We start from the raw sequence: 15,000 nt of genomic DNA, 5'->3' as shown, positions 1-15,000 counted from the left end.
GTCGTTCAGATGTTTTTGTCGGTCGCGGTGCCTGGCCGTTCCCGCCGCTTGCCAGCAAGAGGCCGAACGCCGCACCGCGCGGGTTATTGTTAAGTTACCACACTCGAAATGGCGCGGCCGTACGTCTTCCCTTTTGCAGCGTCAGCGCCCGCTCACGGGGCTTTCGGGATGGCGTCGAAAACGCGTCGGTTATACTGATCCGACTCTCGTATGCCCTGCGCGTTTTTCCCGCGCGCCTCGCGTTACATCGCCACAATTACGCACACTATGAACTTCAAGTTTGCTTCGACCGTCTTGCCTCTTTCGGTGCGAACCACGCGCCTCGCCTTATTCGCCGGCCTTGTTTGTGCATTTGGCACACTCAGTATCGGCCAGGCAGTTGCGCAATCGCAGCCCCAATCCGCGCCAGCGCAGGGGCAGATGTTCGAAGAAGAAATCGTGCCGCAGCGTTACGCGAACAATCCCAATGTGGACGCGTTCATTAACGACCTGGTGGCGCGTTACGACTTCGATTCCGCCTCCTTGCATGACCTGTTCAATCGCGTCAGTTATTCGGCCACGGCCGTGAAGCTGGTGCTGCCCTCGCCTACTCCCGCCACCAAAAACTGGCGCGCCTATCAGGCACGTTTTGTGGAACCCATCCGCATTGCGGCCGGCGTGAAGTTCTGGCGCGCGAACCAGGCGACATTGCAGCGTGCATCGGATCAGTACGGTGTGCCGCCGGAGGCGATTGTCGGGATCATTGGCGTGGAGACAATCTATGGGAAGTACATGGGCAACTTTCGCGCGCTCGATGCACTGACCACGCTCACCTTTGATTATCCCGACACGCCGAACCGCGCAGAACGGCAAGCGACATTCCGCAAGAATCTCGAAGACCTGCTGGTGTGGACACACGACCAGCAAATCGATCCGACCACCGTGCTCGGTTCGTACACGGGCGCAATCGGCATTCCGCAATTCCTGCCGAGCAGCATCGTGCAATACGCGGTGGATTACGACGGCAACGGCCACATCGATTTGCGGACCAGTCCCGCCGATGCCATCGGCAGTGTCGCGAACTATCTGAAGCAGCATGGCTGGGAATCGGGACGGCCAGTGGTCTGGAAGATTGCCGGCGACACCGGCAGCCAAGGGATTGCACAGGCCGCCGCGGACGGCCAGCCTGAGCCGCATTGGTCACTCGCGCAGCTCACGAAAGCCGGCATGCTGACGAGCGAACCGGGGCTCAACACCATGGCGGAAGCGGGCACGCCGGTGACGGTCGTGGACTTGCCGACACCCGGCCGCGCGACCGAATACACGCTCGGCCTGAAGAACTTCTACGTGCTCACGCGCTATAACCGAAGCTTCTTCTATGCACTCGCCGTGTATCAGCTTGGCGAAGCCGTAAAAGCGCAGATGAACGCGGGAAATGTCGGGGGTTCAGCATCGCAATGATCTAGCTTTTTGGGCGTCTTTTGACTCGCGCACCATGCAAAAAGCCCGGTTTATACCGGGCTTTCTTGTTTCTGCCTATGTGAGCGACCAAGCCGATGTCAGGCTGGGAACACACCTGTCGACAAGTATCGGTCACCGCGATCGCAGACCACGAACACGATGGTCGCGTTCTCGACTTGGCGCGCCACGCGCAAGGCTACTTCGCACGCGCCGCCGGACGAAATCCCGCTGAAGATGCCTTCCACCGATGCCAGCCGCCGCGCCATTGCTTCCGATGCAGCCTGGCTGACGTTTTCCGTGCGATCCACGCGGCTTCGATCGAAGATCTTCGGCAAGTAGGCCTCAGGCCACTTCCGGATGCCGGGAATACGCGAGCCTTCTTCCGGCTGCGCCCCAATGATCTCGATGTTCGCGTTCTGTTCCTTCAGATATTGCGACACACCCATTATGGTGCCGGTCGTGCCCATGGCCGAAACGAAATGCGTGATGCGGCCTTCCGTCTCGCGCCAGAGCTCCGGGCCGGTCGTCTCGTAGTGCGCGAGTGGATTATCCGGATTCGCGAACTGGTCGAGGATGATGCCTTTACCGTCGCGCTGCATTTGCTCGGCGAGATCGCGGGCGTATTCCATGCCGCCGGTAACGGGCGTGAGCACGATTTCCGCGCCGTAGGCGGCCATGCTTTGGCGACGCTCGACCGACAGGTCCTCCGGCATCAACAGCACCATCTTGTAGCCACGAATGGCGGCAGCCATGGCCAGCGCAATGCCGGTATTACCGCTAGTCGATTCGATCAGCGTGTCGCCAGGCTTGATGCGGCCGCGCTCTTCCGCCTTCTTGATCATCGAAAGTGCCGGACGGTCCTTGACTGAACCCGCCGGGTTGTTGCCCTCGAGCTTGCCAAGGATCACGTTGTTGCGGCTGCGGATTTCATCGTCCGGGATGCGGACCAGTTGCACCAGCGGCGTATTGCCAATGGTGTCTTCAATAGTCTTGTAAGCCATAGTGGTAGTGGGGTTGCTGCGGTCGATAAGCTACCGATTGTAGCCCAGGGGGTGTACGGCTGCCGGGCGGCCCTATTGCACGGAGGGGATGATGCGACGGTGCTTTTTGAAGCTCGGAAGCTGCAGACTGCGGGTTCCCGTGAAAGAAGGCGCATCGAGTCGACCGGCGCGCCGACCGATGCGCCATACCGCATTACTTCTTGACCACGACCGCGCCGGCAGATGGCTTGGCAGCGGCGCCTGCAACCGCCGCAGGCGTTCCGCCTGGTCCAATGGTCAGCCCTTCAGCCTGCAAGCGCTCAACGGTCTTGCCGCTCATGCCCTTGACGCGTTTGCTCAGCTCGGCCGCATCTTTAAACGGGCCATGCGCTTCGCGTTCATCGAGGATGGCTTTCGCCTTGGCCGGCCCAATGCCCTTGATGCCGCGTAATGCATCGGAATTGGCGTTGTTGATATCGACGGCAGCGAACGCCGAACCGATTGATACAGCCAGCGTGAACGCCGCGAGAAGTTTCTTGATCATGTGAGTCTCCCTTGAAAACCGGTCCGCGATGATCGCTGACCGGAAGACCCAGTGTATGAAGATAACGAATGCTTTTATAGCTGACCGAATAGCCAACGCACGTACCGGTCAACGCCTTCCTGAACTGTCAGGAACGGTGCGTCATACCCGGCCTCGCGCAGCTTCGACTGATCGGCTTGCGTGAAGCACTGGTACTTGCCGCGCAGTGCATCGGGGAACGGAATGTACTCGATCAAGCCTCGCTGGACCAGCTCAGCCAGCGACAAAGGCGCTTCGCCGTTGATTGCACGCAGCGAGTTCACCACCGTCGACGCGATGTCGTTGAACGGCTGCGCGCGCCCTGTGCCAAGGTTGAAAATCCCCGACGTCTCCGGATGGTCGAAGAAGTGCAGATTGACCTTCGTCACGTCTTCCACCGACACGAAGTCGCGCGTCTGCTCGCCTGCGCCATACCCGTTGTACTCGCCAAACAGCTTGACCTTGCCCTCGGCGCGGAACTGGTTGAAGTTGTGGAACGCGACAGAGGCCATACGCGCCTTGTGATTCTCGCGCTGCCCGTACACGTTGAAATAGCGGAAACCGGCAATTTGGGTGCGCGCTTTCGGCAGAATCTGGCGGACGATCTGATCGAAGAGAAATTTCGAATAACCGTATACGTTCAACGGCTTCTCGACGTCACGGCGCTCGACGAATTCACTCGATCCGCCATACACCGCCGCCGACGATGCATACAGGAACTGCGCGCCTTGTTCGAGGCACGTATCCAGCACGTCGCGGCTATAGCGGAAGTTGTTTTCCATCATGTAGCGGCCATCGGTTTCCATGGTGTCGGAACACGCGCCTTCATGGAAAACAGCCCTGACCTTGCCGAAATCGCCGCGTTTAAAGCGCGTGACGAATTCCGTCTTGTCGAGAAAATCGTCGATCTCGCAATCGACCAGGTTCTTGAATTTGTCGGCGCGCGTGAGGTTGTCGACGGCGATCACTCGCTGCTCGCCACGCTCGTTGAGCGCCTTCACGATATTGCTGCCTATAAACCCAGCCGCGCCGGTAACGATGATTGTCATAGTGGTGTTTAGCCGAAAGATCAGGCGAAAAGTTCGTTGTAATCGACAGTCGCCGTACCCAGCTTTCCGACGACGATTCCCGCAGCACGGTTGGCATACGCGATGCAGTCCACCAGCGGCACACCCGCGCCCAGCATGGTTGCAACGGTTGCAATGACTGTGTCGCCGGCACCCGAAACATCATACACTTCGCGCGCATCGGCCTGCGTATGGACCACGTGGCCAGCGGTGAAGAGCGTCATGCCTTCCTCTGATCGCGTGAGCAGCAACGCGCTGATATCGAGCGACTCGCGCAATGCCGTGACCCGTGCAAGCAAATCTTCTTCCGAGCTCCAGCGCCCAATCACTTCGCGCAACTCTGCACGGTTCGGCGTGATCAGCGTGGCGCCGCGATAGCGGTCCCAGTCGTCGCCTTTCGGGTCGACCAGCACAGGTTTGCCAGCTCGCTTCGCGTCCGCGATCATTTGCGTCACGTGCGTCAAGCCGCCCTTCGCGTAATCCGACATCAGGATCACATCGTGTTGCGGCAGGAGCGTTTCGAACCGGGCGAGGCATGCGCTCAGGACTTCGTGAGTGGGGGAATTCTCGAAATCAACGCGCAGCAATTGTTGCTGCCGCGACAGCACACGCAGCTTGATGGTGGTGAGCAATTCGGGATCGCGTTCGAGGAATGCCGTGACCCGGCTCTCGCCGAGCAACGTCACAATGCGTTCACCCGGCTCATCATGCCCGACCACGCACAGCAAGCCCGCCTGCGCGCCCAGTGCGGCTGCGTTGCGCGCCACGTTCGCCGCGCCGCCAAGCCGGTCTTCCTGGCGCTGTACGTGCACGACCGGCACGGGCGCTTCCGGAGAAATGCGGTTCACATCGCCGAACCAGTAACGGTCGAGCATCACGTCGCCCACGACCAGCACGCGCGCCGCCTCGATGCGTGCACGCGGGACCGGTGGAACGGGAGCATGTGCCGCGACGGCAGGCACCGAGCGCACCGCTGCCTCAGGTGACAGGAAGTTCGACATGGGGACGTCCTATTGCAAAATAATCGATGCCGAGTTCCGCCATCGCTTCAGGTTCGTACAGGTTGCGGCCATCGAAAATGACCGGCATCTTGAGCTCGTTCTTCAGATGCGTGAAGTCCGGGCTCTTGAATTCCTTCCACTCGGTCACGATCACAAGAGCGTCCGCGCCGGGCAACGCATCCTTTTGTGAAACAACGAAATGCAGGCGCTCGAGTTGCTGCGGTTTATCGGCGAGATCGAGCGCGAATACACGGCGGCTTTCCGCCACCGCCACGGGGTCGTAAGCGCGAACCGTCGCGCCGCGCTCAAGCAGCGCGCCGATCAGCCGGCGGCTCGACGCCTCGCGCATGTCGTCGGTATTCGGCTTGAACGCGAGGCCCCAAACGGCAAACGTGCGGCCGCGCAAGTCTTCGCCCATGCGCTTCGTGATTTTGCTGACGAGCACTTCTTTTTGCAGATCGTTCACTTCTTCCACGGCTTCGAGAATCCGCAATCGATGCCCGTTTTCACGCGCCGTCTGCGCGAGCGCCTGCACGTCTTTCGGAAAACACGAACCGCCGTAGCCGCAACCGGCATACAGGAAGTGATAGCCGATACGCGGGTCCGAACCAATGCCGCGACGCACCGCTTCAATATCCGCACCCACGGCATCGGCGAGATTCGACAAATCGTTCATGAACGAGATACGCGTGGCAAGCATGGCGTTCGCCGCGTACTTCGTGAACTCGGCTGAACGCACATCCATATAGAGCGTACGTTCATGATTGCGGTTGAACGGCGCGTAGAGGCTCTTGATCTTGTCGCGGGCAATCTGGCCGGCTTCGTCGTCGTCAACGCCAATCACGATGCGATCAGGACGCATGAAGTCGTCAACAGCCGCGCCTTCCTTCAAGAACTCCGGATTCGATAGAACCGAAAAGTCATTCTTGCCCCTCGGCTCAATACCGCGCGCCCTCAGTTCCTGCTCGACTACGTTGCGCACGTGTTGGGCTGTGCCGACAGGAACCGTCGATTTATCGACGATCACCTTGAAGCCGTTTGCATAACGCCCGATGTTGCGCGCAGCCTCGAGCACGTACTGCAAGTCGGCGGAGCCGTCCTCGTCCGGCGGCGTTCCCACCGCGATGAACTGGATCTCGCCGTGCTCGACGCTTTCCTTGATATCCGTGGAAAAGCGGATACGGCCGGCCGCACGCGTACGTTTCAGGATCTCGTGCAGGCCCGGCTCGTGGATCGGCACGCCGCCGTTATTGAGGATGTCGATCTTGCGGGCATCGACGTCCAGGCACAGCACGTCGTTGCCAATTTCAGCGAGGCACGCGCCGGTCACTAATCCGACGTAGCCCGTCCCGATGATGGATATTTTCATAAGCGTTCCGGAGAGACCGGTGATTGTCGATAGGTCAGGCCAAAACAGCCACGGAGTCCGATCGTGTCAAACGTTGCGTGTCCTGCGTATCCCGCGGGAGCCAGGCTACGCAGGAAAAACGCGCCGCGTTCAGGCGGACGCGGTGATCGGCTCGACGCGGCGTGGCGCATAGGTTTCCCAGCCGCTGCAGCCGGGACATTGCCAGTAAAAGAGACGTGCCCGGAAACCGCAATTCTGGCACGTGTAGCGCGGCAGGTTCTTGGTCCGCTGCTTGACGAGCGTGCGCATCAGTTCGAGTTCGCTGCGACGCGGTTCCTCGGCCGTCGCCACTTGCGCTTCCAGCAGCCGTGTCATGCCGGCGAGATTCGGCGATGTCTGCATCTGGTGCCGCGCAAGCGCGTGGGCTGCGTCCATGCCGCGCAATTGCGAGACGTGCTTGAACGCCACGTCGAGCAGATCGTTCGACGGATAGCGATTCACGTAGTCAACCAGCAAATCCACGCCCTCAGCCGTACGGCCGAGTTGCTCGTAAGCCTGCACCAGTTTTTCGGCCACCAGCGGCAGATACGCCGCATTCTGCTCTTCCACGCGACGCCAGCACACGATAGCCGACTCCAGATCGCCCCCGGCGGCATCCACGTCGCCAACCAGAATGGTCGCCCGCACGTTATCGGGATTCGCCGCGAGCGCGAGTTTCAGTTCAGCACGAGCGTCTGCCGGGTTCTTGCGCTGCAGTGCTTCCTGCGCGAGTTCGCAATGGAACTGGGCGACTTCTTTTTCAAGCGTCGCCGCGCCCATTTCCTGGATCCGGCCGGCGGTTGCAATCGATTTGTTCCAGTCTTTCTCGATCTCGTAAATGGTCAGCAACGCCCGTTGCGCGCCCAGCGCATATTCACCCGCTTCGAGCGACCGGAAGGTTTCCTCCGCACGATCCAGCAGACCCGCCTTCAGGAAATCCTGCCCGAGTTCGAACAGCGCGTGATCGCGTTCAGCGACGGGCAGATCAGCGCGGCCCAGCAAGTTCTGATGCACGCGAATGGCCCGGTCCGTCTCACCGCGTCGGCGAAACAGGTTACCGAGCGCAAAGTGCAATTCGATGGTTTCAGGATCGAGCTTCGCCACTTCGATAAAGGCGTCGATGGCCTTGTCGTGCTGCTCGTTCAGCAGGAAATTGAGGCCGCGAAAGTACGAGCGCGGCAGATTCGCGTTTTCGGACAGCAGCGTTTTCAGGTCATAGCGCGATGCGATCCAACCGAGAGCAAACGCGACCGGAATGACAAGCAGCCACCAGAAGTCTAGATCCATGCGAATTCTTGGAAAGGGTTAAGGGCCAGCGCGGCGTGCCGGAAGCAAGCACCCGATCGCGCTGGCACAGGGCCGGTCACTGCACGACCCGTCAAATCAGCGGCGGCATAGGCGGATCCATTGGCACGACGGGAATATCGCGCGCCGTGCGCAATTCGCGTTTGAGGCGTGCATTTTCCATCCGCAGGCGAAACAACGAAGGCAGCGACGAGAGCAGACCAGCCACGAGGCCAACCACAAAAAACGCCAGGCCAATCAGGATCAGCGGTGCTTGCCAGGAGTAGCCAGCGAGAAAATTGAGCGTCGCGCTTTGCGTATTGGCCAACGCCAACACGAGCAGGAGCACGAAAACCAGTACACGGATCAGCCAGACAAAAAATTTCATAAGGGTCTCTTTGACGGCAATAGCGGAACGACGCAGAAGGTAACGCGGGCGGCGAGTACTACACCGATATCCACGAAAGACGCAAAGCGCGGACCACGCTGCATTGGGTCGTTAGCGTGCGGTATTGTAATTGAAGCCTATGGGGCAATGCGCAACGGCTTGGGCGATAGGCCGATCAGCAGGACGTTTGCGGCAGTTTACCGCTTCACGTCAGCGTGAAAATACCGGTGACGAACGATCGTGCAGAACAGCGATGCCACTGGCGTACGTTCGGCCGGGGCATAAAAAAAGCACCCTTGCGGGTGCTTTTTTCGGTCATTTGCCTCTGGCAGAGAGCAGTTCGATACGGCCTGAACTCCGACGCCGGTCAAACATCGTCGTCTTCGTCACTATCCGCTTCGTTCGACTGCTTCAGCGGCTCGCCCGAGCGGCCATCTACTCGTTCGCGCAACTCCTTGCCAGGCTTGAAATGCGGTACGAATTTCTCCGGTACCTGCACTTTCTCCCCCGACTTGGGATTGCGTCCAACGCGCGATGGACGACGATTGAGGCCAAAACTGCCGAAGCCGCGGATTTCGATGCGATGGCCGTTGGCCAAAGCGTCCGACATCGCATCGAGCATCGTCTTCACCGCGAAATCCGCATCTTTAAGAACAAGTTGCGGAAATCGCAGCGCCAGTTGGGCGACCAATTCCGATTTGGTCATGCTGCAGCAATACCTGCGGCTTAGCCGTTCTGGCCGTCGAGCTTGGCTTTCAACAGCGCGCCAAGGTTCGTCGTGCCGGTTGCAGCCGTGCTCGAGTCAGCCGAAGCCAGACCACGGATAGCCTCCTGTTGCTCAGCCGAATCCTTGGCCTTGATCGACAGGTTGATGCCACGCGACTTGCGATCGATGTTGATGATCATCGCGTTGACCTTGTCGCCTTCCTTCAGCACGTTGCGAGCATCTTCCACGCGGTCCTGAGCGATTTCCGAGGCGCGGAGATAACCTTCCACGTCTGCCGTCAACGTCACGACTGCGCCCTTCGCGTCAACCGACTTGACCACGCCGTCAACCGTCGCGCCCTTGTCGTTCATTGCCACGAAGTTGCTGAACGGATCGCCTTCGAGCTGCTTGATACCGAGCGAGATGCGTTCCTTCTCGACATCGATGCCCAGAACGATAGCCTGAACTTCGTCGCCCTTCTTGTACTTGCGAACCGCTTCTTCGCCCGTTTCGCTCCACGACAGGTCCGAGAGGTGAACCAGACCGTCGATGCCGCCCGGCAAACCGATAAACACGCCGAAGTCGGTGATCGACTTGATGGCGCCTTCCAGCTTGTCGCCCTTCTTGAAGTTGCGGCTGAAGTCGTCCCACGGGTTCGGCTTGCACTGCTTCATGCCGAGGCTGATACGGCGGCGGTCTTCGTCGATTTCGAGAACCATGACTTCGACTTCGTCGCCGAGTTGCACAACCTTCGACGGTGCAACGTTCTTGTTCGTCCAGTCCATTTCCGACACGTGGACCAGGCCTTCGATGCCCGATTCCACTTCGACGAATGCGCCGTAGTCGGTGATGTTCGTCACCTTACCGAACAGGCGCGTGCCCGACGGGTAACGGCGGGAAATGCCTTCCCACGGATCGTCGCCGAGTTGCTTGATACCGAGCGATACGCGGTTCTTTTCCTGGTCGAACTTGAGGATCTTCGCGGTGACTTCCTGGCCAACCGACAGCACTTCGCTCGGGTGACGCACGCGACGCCATGCGATGTCCGTGATGTGCAGCAGGCCGTCGATACCGCCGAGGTCCACGAATGCGCCGTAGTCCGTGATGTTCTTGACCACGCCTTCCACGATCGCGCCTTCCTTCAGCGTTTCGAGCAGCTTTGCGCGCTCTTCGCCTTGGGTCGCTTCGATCACGGCACGGCGCGACAACACGACGTTGTTACGCTTGCGGTCGAGCTTGATGACGCGGAATTCGAGGGTCTTGCCTTCGTACGGGGTCGTGTCCTTGACCGGACGCGTATCAACCAGCGAACCCGGCAGGAACGCACGGATGCCGTTGACCATCACGGTCATGCCGCCCTTGACCTTACCCGTGATCGTGCCGGTCACGAGTTCGTTGTTGTCGAGCGCTTTTTCCAGCGACAGCCACGAAGCCAGACGCTTCGCCTTGTCACGCGACAGGATGGTGTCGCCATAACCGTTTTCCAGGGCGTCGATAGCCACGGAAACAAAGTCGCCCGCCTGCACTTCTACCTCGCCCGCGTCGTTCAGGAATTCTTCGAGCGGAATGTAGGCTTCGGACTTGAGACCCGCGTTGACGACCACGAAATTGTGGTCGACGCGCACGACTTCGGCGGAAATGACTTCACCCGCACGCATGTCCTGCTTGGTCAACGACTCTTCGAACAGAGCCGCAAAAGATTCGGTAATCGGGGTAGATGTTTGCAGGTCGGACATAAAAATCTATAGTTGCGCAGCTGCTTCGCAATGCCTGCCCGAACTGTTCGGGCCGATGGCAAAAAAGGCGAACGCCACACGGGGTTGAGGGGTTAAAACACGCTCCATGTTTCTCATGGAGCTCCAAAACAAAGCCTTCGAAATGTCGGCTTTTTCCAACAATTACAGTGTTCTACGGCTAACTACACGTGAATCGCATTAAACCAGCCGATGATCCGATTGACCGCCTGGTCAATGGATAACCCGGAGGTGTCCAGCGTCTTCGCGTCCACTGCGGGCTTGAGCGGTGCGGCTACACGGTTACTGTCCCGTGCGTCCCGCTCGCGCAAATCTCGTAGCAAGTCTTCCATATTAGCAGAAAAGCCTTTTTGTATCAATTGCTTATGCCGCCGCGCGGCCCGCGCTTCAACGCTTGCCGTGAGAAACACCTTGAGCGTTGCATCGGGGAAAATAACGGTGCCCATGTCGCGGCCGTCGGCAACCAGCCCCGGAGGCTTGCGGAACGCCCGCTGGCGCGCAATCAGCGCCGTCCTAACCTGACCGTGCACAGCAATCGCTGACGCCCGGTTGCCAATTTCCTCGGCACGAATTTCCGTCGATACATCTACGCCGTCGAGCTGTGCCAAACCTTCCCGGAACGTGATGTGAAGATCTGCGACAAGTTCGGCGAGCGCATCGCCATTCTCGGGTTCGATGTTGTATCGCGCGCTCGCGAGCGCGGTGAGCCGGTACAGCGCGCCGCTATCGAGTAAATGGAAGCCGAGCGTGGCGGCGACCGATGCGGCCACAGTCCCTTTGCCCGAAGCCGTCGGGCCGTCGATGGTGATAACAGGAGTCTGGTGAAACGGACGAGTGGGTTTCATCGGAGACGTCCGGATCGGCGGGAAATGACGCGCGGGGTCGGAGCTTTCATTGATGCATTCATATTAGTCATGGTCATCAAGCCTTCGCGAGCTTCGCGAACTGCTCGAAGTAATCCGGGAAGGTCTTGCCGACGCATTTCGGGTCATTGATACGCACCAGCACGCCGCCTAGGCTCACGAGCGAAAAACACATGGCCATGCGGTGATCGTCGTAGGTGTCGATAGCCGCATTCGGCGTCAACGCGGCCGGCGGCGTGACGACGAGGTAGTCCGCGCCCTCCTCGATCGTCGCGCCAACCTTGCGCAACTCGGTGGCCATTGCGGCAATCCGGTCCGTCTCCTTCACGCGCCAGCTCGCAATATTGCGCAGCGTGGTCGTGCCGGTGGCGAACAGCGCGGCCACGGCAATGGTCATGGCGGCGTCGGGGATCAGGTTGAAATCCATGTCGATGGCCATCAGCTTGCCGTCGTCGGATTCCACGCCGCGTACTTCGATCCAGTCATCGCCCAGCATGACGTTCGCGCCCATGCGGATCAGCGCATCGGCGAAATTCACGTCGCCTTGAATGCTCGCGCGGCCCACGCCTTCCACCCGCAGCGGACCGCCGCCCAGCGCGCCGGCCGCGAGGAAATACGAGGCCGACGACGCGTCGCCTTCCACCGCGATCGTGCCCGGCGACGCGTAGCGCGCGCCGGCCGGCAGCGTAAAACTCTTCCAGCCATCACGTTCGACGGTCATCCCGAAACGCTCCATCAGCTTGATCGTGATGTCGATATACGGCTTCGAAATCAGCTCACCGTCCACTTCCACGACAATCGGGCCATGCGTGTTCTGCGCGAGCGGCAAGCTCATCAGCAACGCGGTCAGGAACTGGCTGGAGACATCGCCACGCACGCGGATCGGTTGGTCAACAGCAATTTCAGCCGGATGAATCCGCAGCGGCGGAAAGCCGTCGTTCGCTTCGTAGTCGATCTTCGCGCCAATCTGGCGCAGGCCATCGACGAGATCGCCGATCGGCCGTTCGTGCATGCGCGGCACGCCATGCACGCGATATTCACCACCGTTGAGCGCGAGCGCGGCCGTGAGCGGACGCACTGCCGTACCGGCGTTGCCGAGAAAAAGCTCCGCCGATTTCACCGGAAAGCGGCCGCCGGTGCCTTTCACGACACAGCGCTCGCCGTCGTTTTGCACCTCGACGCCCAAGGTGTTGAGCGCCGCGAGCATCACGCGGGTGTCGTCGGAATCGAGGAGATTCGTGATCACCGTCTCGCCCTCAGCCAGCGCGGCGAGCAGCAAGACACGGTTAGAAATGCTCTTCGATCCGGGCAGCCGAACCGTGCCGGACGCACGCGAAAAAGGTCCGAGATCGAGGTGTTCCATGGTTCTAGTCCAGTTAGCTATTGCTAGTGTGCGAATTATTGGGCCGATTATCGAGCCGACTATTGTGCCGACTCGTCGGCGGCCTTGATCGCGCCGCCTTGTTGCCATTCGGTCCGTGCCGCGCGCGAACGCTCGAAGGCGGTTTCGAGCGCAGCGCCGTCGGAGGTTTCAATGGCCTGGCGAAAACGCGCCAACACGTTCGTATAGGAATCGATTTCGGTCAGCAGCGCCGCCCGGTTCGCGATGCACACGTCGCGCCACATTTCCGGACTCGACGCCGCGATCCGCGTGAAATCGCGGAAGCCGCCGGCGGCGAACGAAAACTTCAGCGCAGCATCCGGCGCTTGCAGAATCATCTCGACGAGCGCGAACGACAACACGTGCGGCAAATGACTCACCGATGCAAACACGCCGTCATGCTGCTCGGCCGTCATCCGATGCACGCTGGCGCCGGTCGCAAGCCACATGTCGGCGACGCGCTCCACCAGCTCCGGCGAGTTCTCCGGCAACGGGCACAGCACGACGTTTCGATCCACATAGAGATCGGGTATGGCGGCGTCAGGTCCACTCGATTCCCGCCCGGCGATCGGATGCCCCGGCACGAATTGCGAAACGCGATCGCCCAGCGTTGCACGCGCCGCAGCGACAACGTCATTTTTTGTGCTACCGGCATCGGTGACGATGGTGCGCGCGTCCAGGAACGGCGCAATCCGCCGCAGCAGCGGCTCGGTTTGCGCCACCGGCGCGGCGATCAACACGATATCGGCGTCACGCAGCGCGAGATCGAGCGCGCGGTCATCGTCGAGAAAAACGGCGGAGTCGATCACGCCAAGTTCCAGCGCACGCTCGACGGATTTCACCGAGCGCCCGACGCCAATGACTTCGCCCGCTGCGCCAGCGCGTTCGCGCAATGCGCGCGCGAGTGATCCGCCGATCAGGCCGACGCCGAAAATCACGATTTTATTGAAAGAGAACGCGGCCACGAGACATCGATAAAAACGCGCCTTTCGGCGCGAGGGGTGAGCAATCGGACAAACCCGTGCCTCTTCACGAAACGCACGGGTAAAACAAAACAATCACGCAGTGGCCGCCAACGACTTTTCCAGCGCCGCAATAAACACGTCGTTCTCTTCCGGCAAGCCAATCGTGACACGCAGCCACGGCAACAAACCGTAGTTCGCAACCGGCCGCACGATCACGCCTTGCTTGAGCAACGCGAGATTCACGCGTTGTCCGGCAGCGTCGTCATCGCCCACGCGCACCATCACGAAGTTGCCATCGGAGGGGACGTATTGCAGGCCGAGTTTGTCGAAGGCTTGCGTCAGCTTGCGATACCCTGCCGCGTTGATCTCAGCGCTCTTCGCTAAAAACTCGGTGTCCTTCAACGCGGCGATCGCGGCGGCTTGCGCCATCGAATTCACGTTGAACGGCTGGCGCAGGCGATTGAGCAGATCGGTTTGCTCCGGTTGCGCAATGGCGAAACCCACACGCAATCCAGCTAGTCCGAACGCCTTTGAAAACGTCCGCGACACGAGCAGATTCGGATAACGACGCACCCATTCGATGGAATCGTAGCGCTTGTCCTTCGACAGATATTCCGTGTACGCCTCGTCCAGCACGATCGCGACGTGACGCGGCACGCGGGCAATGAACGCCTCAAGCGTCCGGCCATCGATAAACGTGCCAGTTGGATTATTCGGATTCGCGACGAACACGAGACGCGTGTCGTCGGCGATGGCAGCAAGCATTGCCTCGAGATCGTGACCGTACTTCACGGCCGGCACGACAATCGCGCGTGCGCCAAGACCCTGCGTAGCAAGCGCATAAACCGCAAACGAATACTGCGCATAGACGATCGACTGCCCTTTCTCGACGAACGCATGCGCGGCGATTTCGAGGATGTCGTTGCTGCCGTTGCCCAGCGTGATCCATTCCGGCGGCACGCCGTAACGCTCGCTCAACGCAGCCTTCAGATCGAAACCGTTCGCGTCCGGATAACGGCCGAGTTCCGCGATCGCTTGCGCCATCGCGAGCTTGGCCGACTCGGGCATGCCGAGCGGGTTTTCATTCGACGCGAGCTTCACGATATCTGCTTCGTTCAGTCCGAATTCGCGCGCCACTTCCGAGATCGGTTTGCCGGCAATATAAGGCGCGATTGCGCGCACGTAGGAAGGGCCGAATTGCGATGTCATGTTTTCTCCAGCG

General features: G+C 60.1%; 14 protein-coding genes. 1 reads left to right on the top strand and 13 read right to left on the bottom strand.

From position 1 onward, the window contains the following. The first annotated feature begins 267 nt into the window (after window positions 1–267). Window positions 268–1,440 carry a lytic murein transglycosylase B gene (gene mltB / locus ACMX25_RS07310; protein WP_414948909.1) on the top strand — a complete coding sequence of 391 codons (1,173 nt, stop codon included), beginning with the start codon at window positions 268–270 and terminating at the stop codon, window positions 1,438–1,440. Window positions 1,441–1,538: 98 nt separating this feature from the next. Here mltB and cysM read toward each other — a convergent pair whose 3' ends face one another. From cysM to hisC, 13 genes are all read right to left on the bottom strand, one after another. Then, the gene (gene cysM / locus ACMX25_RS07305; protein ID WP_414948907.1) at window positions 1,539–2,441 is read right to left on the bottom strand and encodes a cysteine synthase CysM; all 903 of its coding nucleotides are present in this window, start codon (window positions 2,439–2,441) and stop codon (window positions 1,539–1,541) included. 193 nt (window positions 2,442–2,634) lie between these two features. Next, window positions 2,635–2,964, bottom strand: a complete 330-nt coding sequence (locus ACMX25_RS07300; protein ID WP_414948905.1) for a ComEA family DNA-binding protein — start codon at window positions 2,962–2,964, stop codon at window positions 2,635–2,637. Window positions 2,965–3,038: 74 nt separating this feature from the next. Continuing rightward, window positions 3,039–4,031: an ADP-glyceromanno-heptose 6-epimerase gene (gene rfaD, locus ACMX25_RS07295; RefSeq protein WP_414948904.1), complete on the bottom strand. Its 993-nt coding sequence runs from the start codon at window positions 4,029–4,031 to the stop codon at window positions 3,039–3,041. A 20-nt stretch (window positions 4,032–4,051) separates the two neighbouring features. Beyond that, window positions 4,052–5,050 (bottom strand): D-glycero-beta-D-manno-heptose-7-phosphate kinase, encoded by a 999-nt coding sequence (gene rfaE1, locus ACMX25_RS07290; RefSeq protein ID WP_414948903.1) that lies wholly within the window; start codon window positions 5,048–5,050, stop codon window positions 4,052–4,054. Further along, window positions 5,028–6,419: a UDP-glucose dehydrogenase family protein gene (locus ACMX25_RS07285; RefSeq protein WP_414948901.1), complete on the bottom strand. Its 1,392-nt coding sequence runs from the start codon at window positions 6,417–6,419 to the stop codon at window positions 5,028–5,030. The genes rfaE1 and ACMX25_RS07285 overlap by 23 nt, the downstream gene beginning before the upstream one ends. 129 nt (window positions 6,420–6,548) lie before the next feature. After that, window positions 6,549–7,724 carry a lipopolysaccharide assembly protein LapB gene (gene lapB, locus ACMX25_RS07280; protein ID WP_414948899.1) on the bottom strand — a complete coding sequence of 392 codons (1,176 nt, stop codon included), beginning with the start codon at window positions 7,722–7,724 and terminating at the stop codon, window positions 6,549–6,551. Between the two features lie 91 nt (window positions 7,725–7,815). Further along, window positions 7,816–8,109 carry a LapA family protein gene (locus ACMX25_RS07275; protein ID WP_414948897.1) on the bottom strand — a complete coding sequence of 98 codons (294 nt, stop codon included), beginning with the start codon at window positions 8,107–8,109 and terminating at the stop codon, window positions 7,816–7,818. A gap of 367 nt (window positions 8,110–8,476) precedes the next feature. Next, complete coding sequence (locus ACMX25_RS07270; protein ID WP_299705205.1) at window positions 8,477–8,815, bottom strand: integration host factor subunit beta; 339 nt, start codon at window positions 8,813–8,815, stop codon at window positions 8,477–8,479. A 20-nt stretch (window positions 8,816–8,835) separates the two neighbouring features. Then, window positions 8,836–10,551 (bottom strand): 30S ribosomal protein S1, encoded by a 1,716-nt coding sequence (rpsA, locus tag ACMX25_RS07265; RefSeq protein ID WP_031361047.1) that lies wholly within the window; start codon window positions 10,549–10,551, stop codon window positions 8,836–8,838. A 182-nt stretch (window positions 10,552–10,733) separates the two neighbouring features. After that, window positions 10,734–11,414, bottom strand: coding sequence for a (d)CMP kinase (cmk, locus tag ACMX25_RS07260; RefSeq protein WP_414948896.1), 681 nt, complete (start codon window positions 11,412–11,414; stop codon window positions 10,734–10,736). Window positions 11,415–11,490: 76 nt separating this feature from the next. Beyond that, window positions 11,491–12,795: a 3-phosphoshikimate 1-carboxyvinyltransferase gene (gene aroA, locus ACMX25_RS07255; protein WP_414948895.1), complete on the bottom strand. Its 1,305-nt coding sequence runs from the start codon at window positions 12,793–12,795 to the stop codon at window positions 11,491–11,493. Between the two features lie 59 nt (window positions 12,796–12,854). Then, a complete protein-coding gene (locus ACMX25_RS07250) occupies window positions 12,855–13,778 on the bottom strand; it encodes a prephenate dehydrogenase (RefSeq protein WP_414948894.1) in 924 nt (307 codons plus the stop codon). Window positions 13,779–13,871: 93 nt separating this feature from the next. Beyond that, a complete protein-coding gene (gene hisC / locus ACMX25_RS07245) occupies window positions 13,872–14,987 on the bottom strand; it encodes a histidinol-phosphate transaminase (protein WP_414948893.1) in 1,116 nt (371 codons plus the stop codon). Between the last annotated feature and the right edge of the window lie 13 nt (window positions 14,988–15,000).

It is taken from the genome of Caballeronia eucalypticola (genome assembly GCF_047608185.1).
Taxonomy (GTDB): domain Bacteria; phylum Pseudomonadota; class Gammaproteobacteria; order Burkholderiales; family Burkholderiaceae; genus Caballeronia.
The sequence above is the reverse complement of the archived record's forward strand: the minus strand, read 5'-3'. Positions and strand labels throughout refer to the sequence as shown.

Coding starts and splice junctions, on each gene's coding strand:
- cmk (WP_414948896.1), bottom strand. CDS start 11,414: ATGAAACCCACTCGTCCGTTTCACCAGACTCCTGTTATCACCATCGAC.
- rpsA (WP_031361047.1), bottom strand. CDS start 10,551: ATGTCCGACCTGCAAACATCTACCCCGATTACCGAATCTTTTGCGGCT.
- mltB (WP_414948909.1), top strand. CDS start 268: ATGAACTTCAAGTTTGCTTCGACCGTCTTGCCTCTTTCGGTGCGAACC.
- cysM (WP_414948907.1), bottom strand. CDS start 2,441: ATGGCTTACAAGACTATTGAAGACACCATTGGCAATACGCCGCTGGTG.
- hisC (WP_414948893.1), bottom strand. CDS start 14,987: ATGACATCGCAATTCGGCCCTTCCTACGTGCGCGCAATCGCGCCTTAT.
- aroA (WP_414948895.1), bottom strand. CDS start 12,795: ATGGAACACCTCGATCTCGGACCTTTTTCGCGTGCGTCCGGCACGGTT.
- ACMX25_RS07300 (WP_414948905.1), bottom strand. CDS start 2,964: ATGATCAAGAAACTTCTCGCGGCGTTCACGCTGGCTGTATCAATCGGT.
- rfaE1 (WP_414948903.1), bottom strand. CDS start 5,050: ATGTCGAACTTCCTGTCACCTGAGGCAGCGGTGCGCTCGGTGCCTGCC.
- ACMX25_RS07270 (WP_299705205.1), bottom strand. CDS start 8,815: ATGACCAAATCGGAATTGGTCGCCCAACTGGCGCTGCGATTTCCGCAA.
- ACMX25_RS07285 (WP_414948901.1), bottom strand. CDS start 6,419: ATGAAAATATCCATCATCGGGACGGGCTACGTCGGATTAGTGACCGGC.
- ACMX25_RS07275 (WP_414948897.1), bottom strand. CDS start 8,109: ATGAAATTTTTTGTCTGGCTGATCCGTGTACTGGTTTTCGTGCTCCTG.
- lapB (WP_414948899.1), bottom strand. CDS start 7,724: ATGGATCTAGACTTCTGGTGGCTGCTTGTCATTCCGGTCGCGTTTGCT.
- rfaD (WP_414948904.1), bottom strand. CDS start 4,031: ATGACAATCATCGTTACCGGCGCGGCTGGGTTTATAGGCAGCAATATC.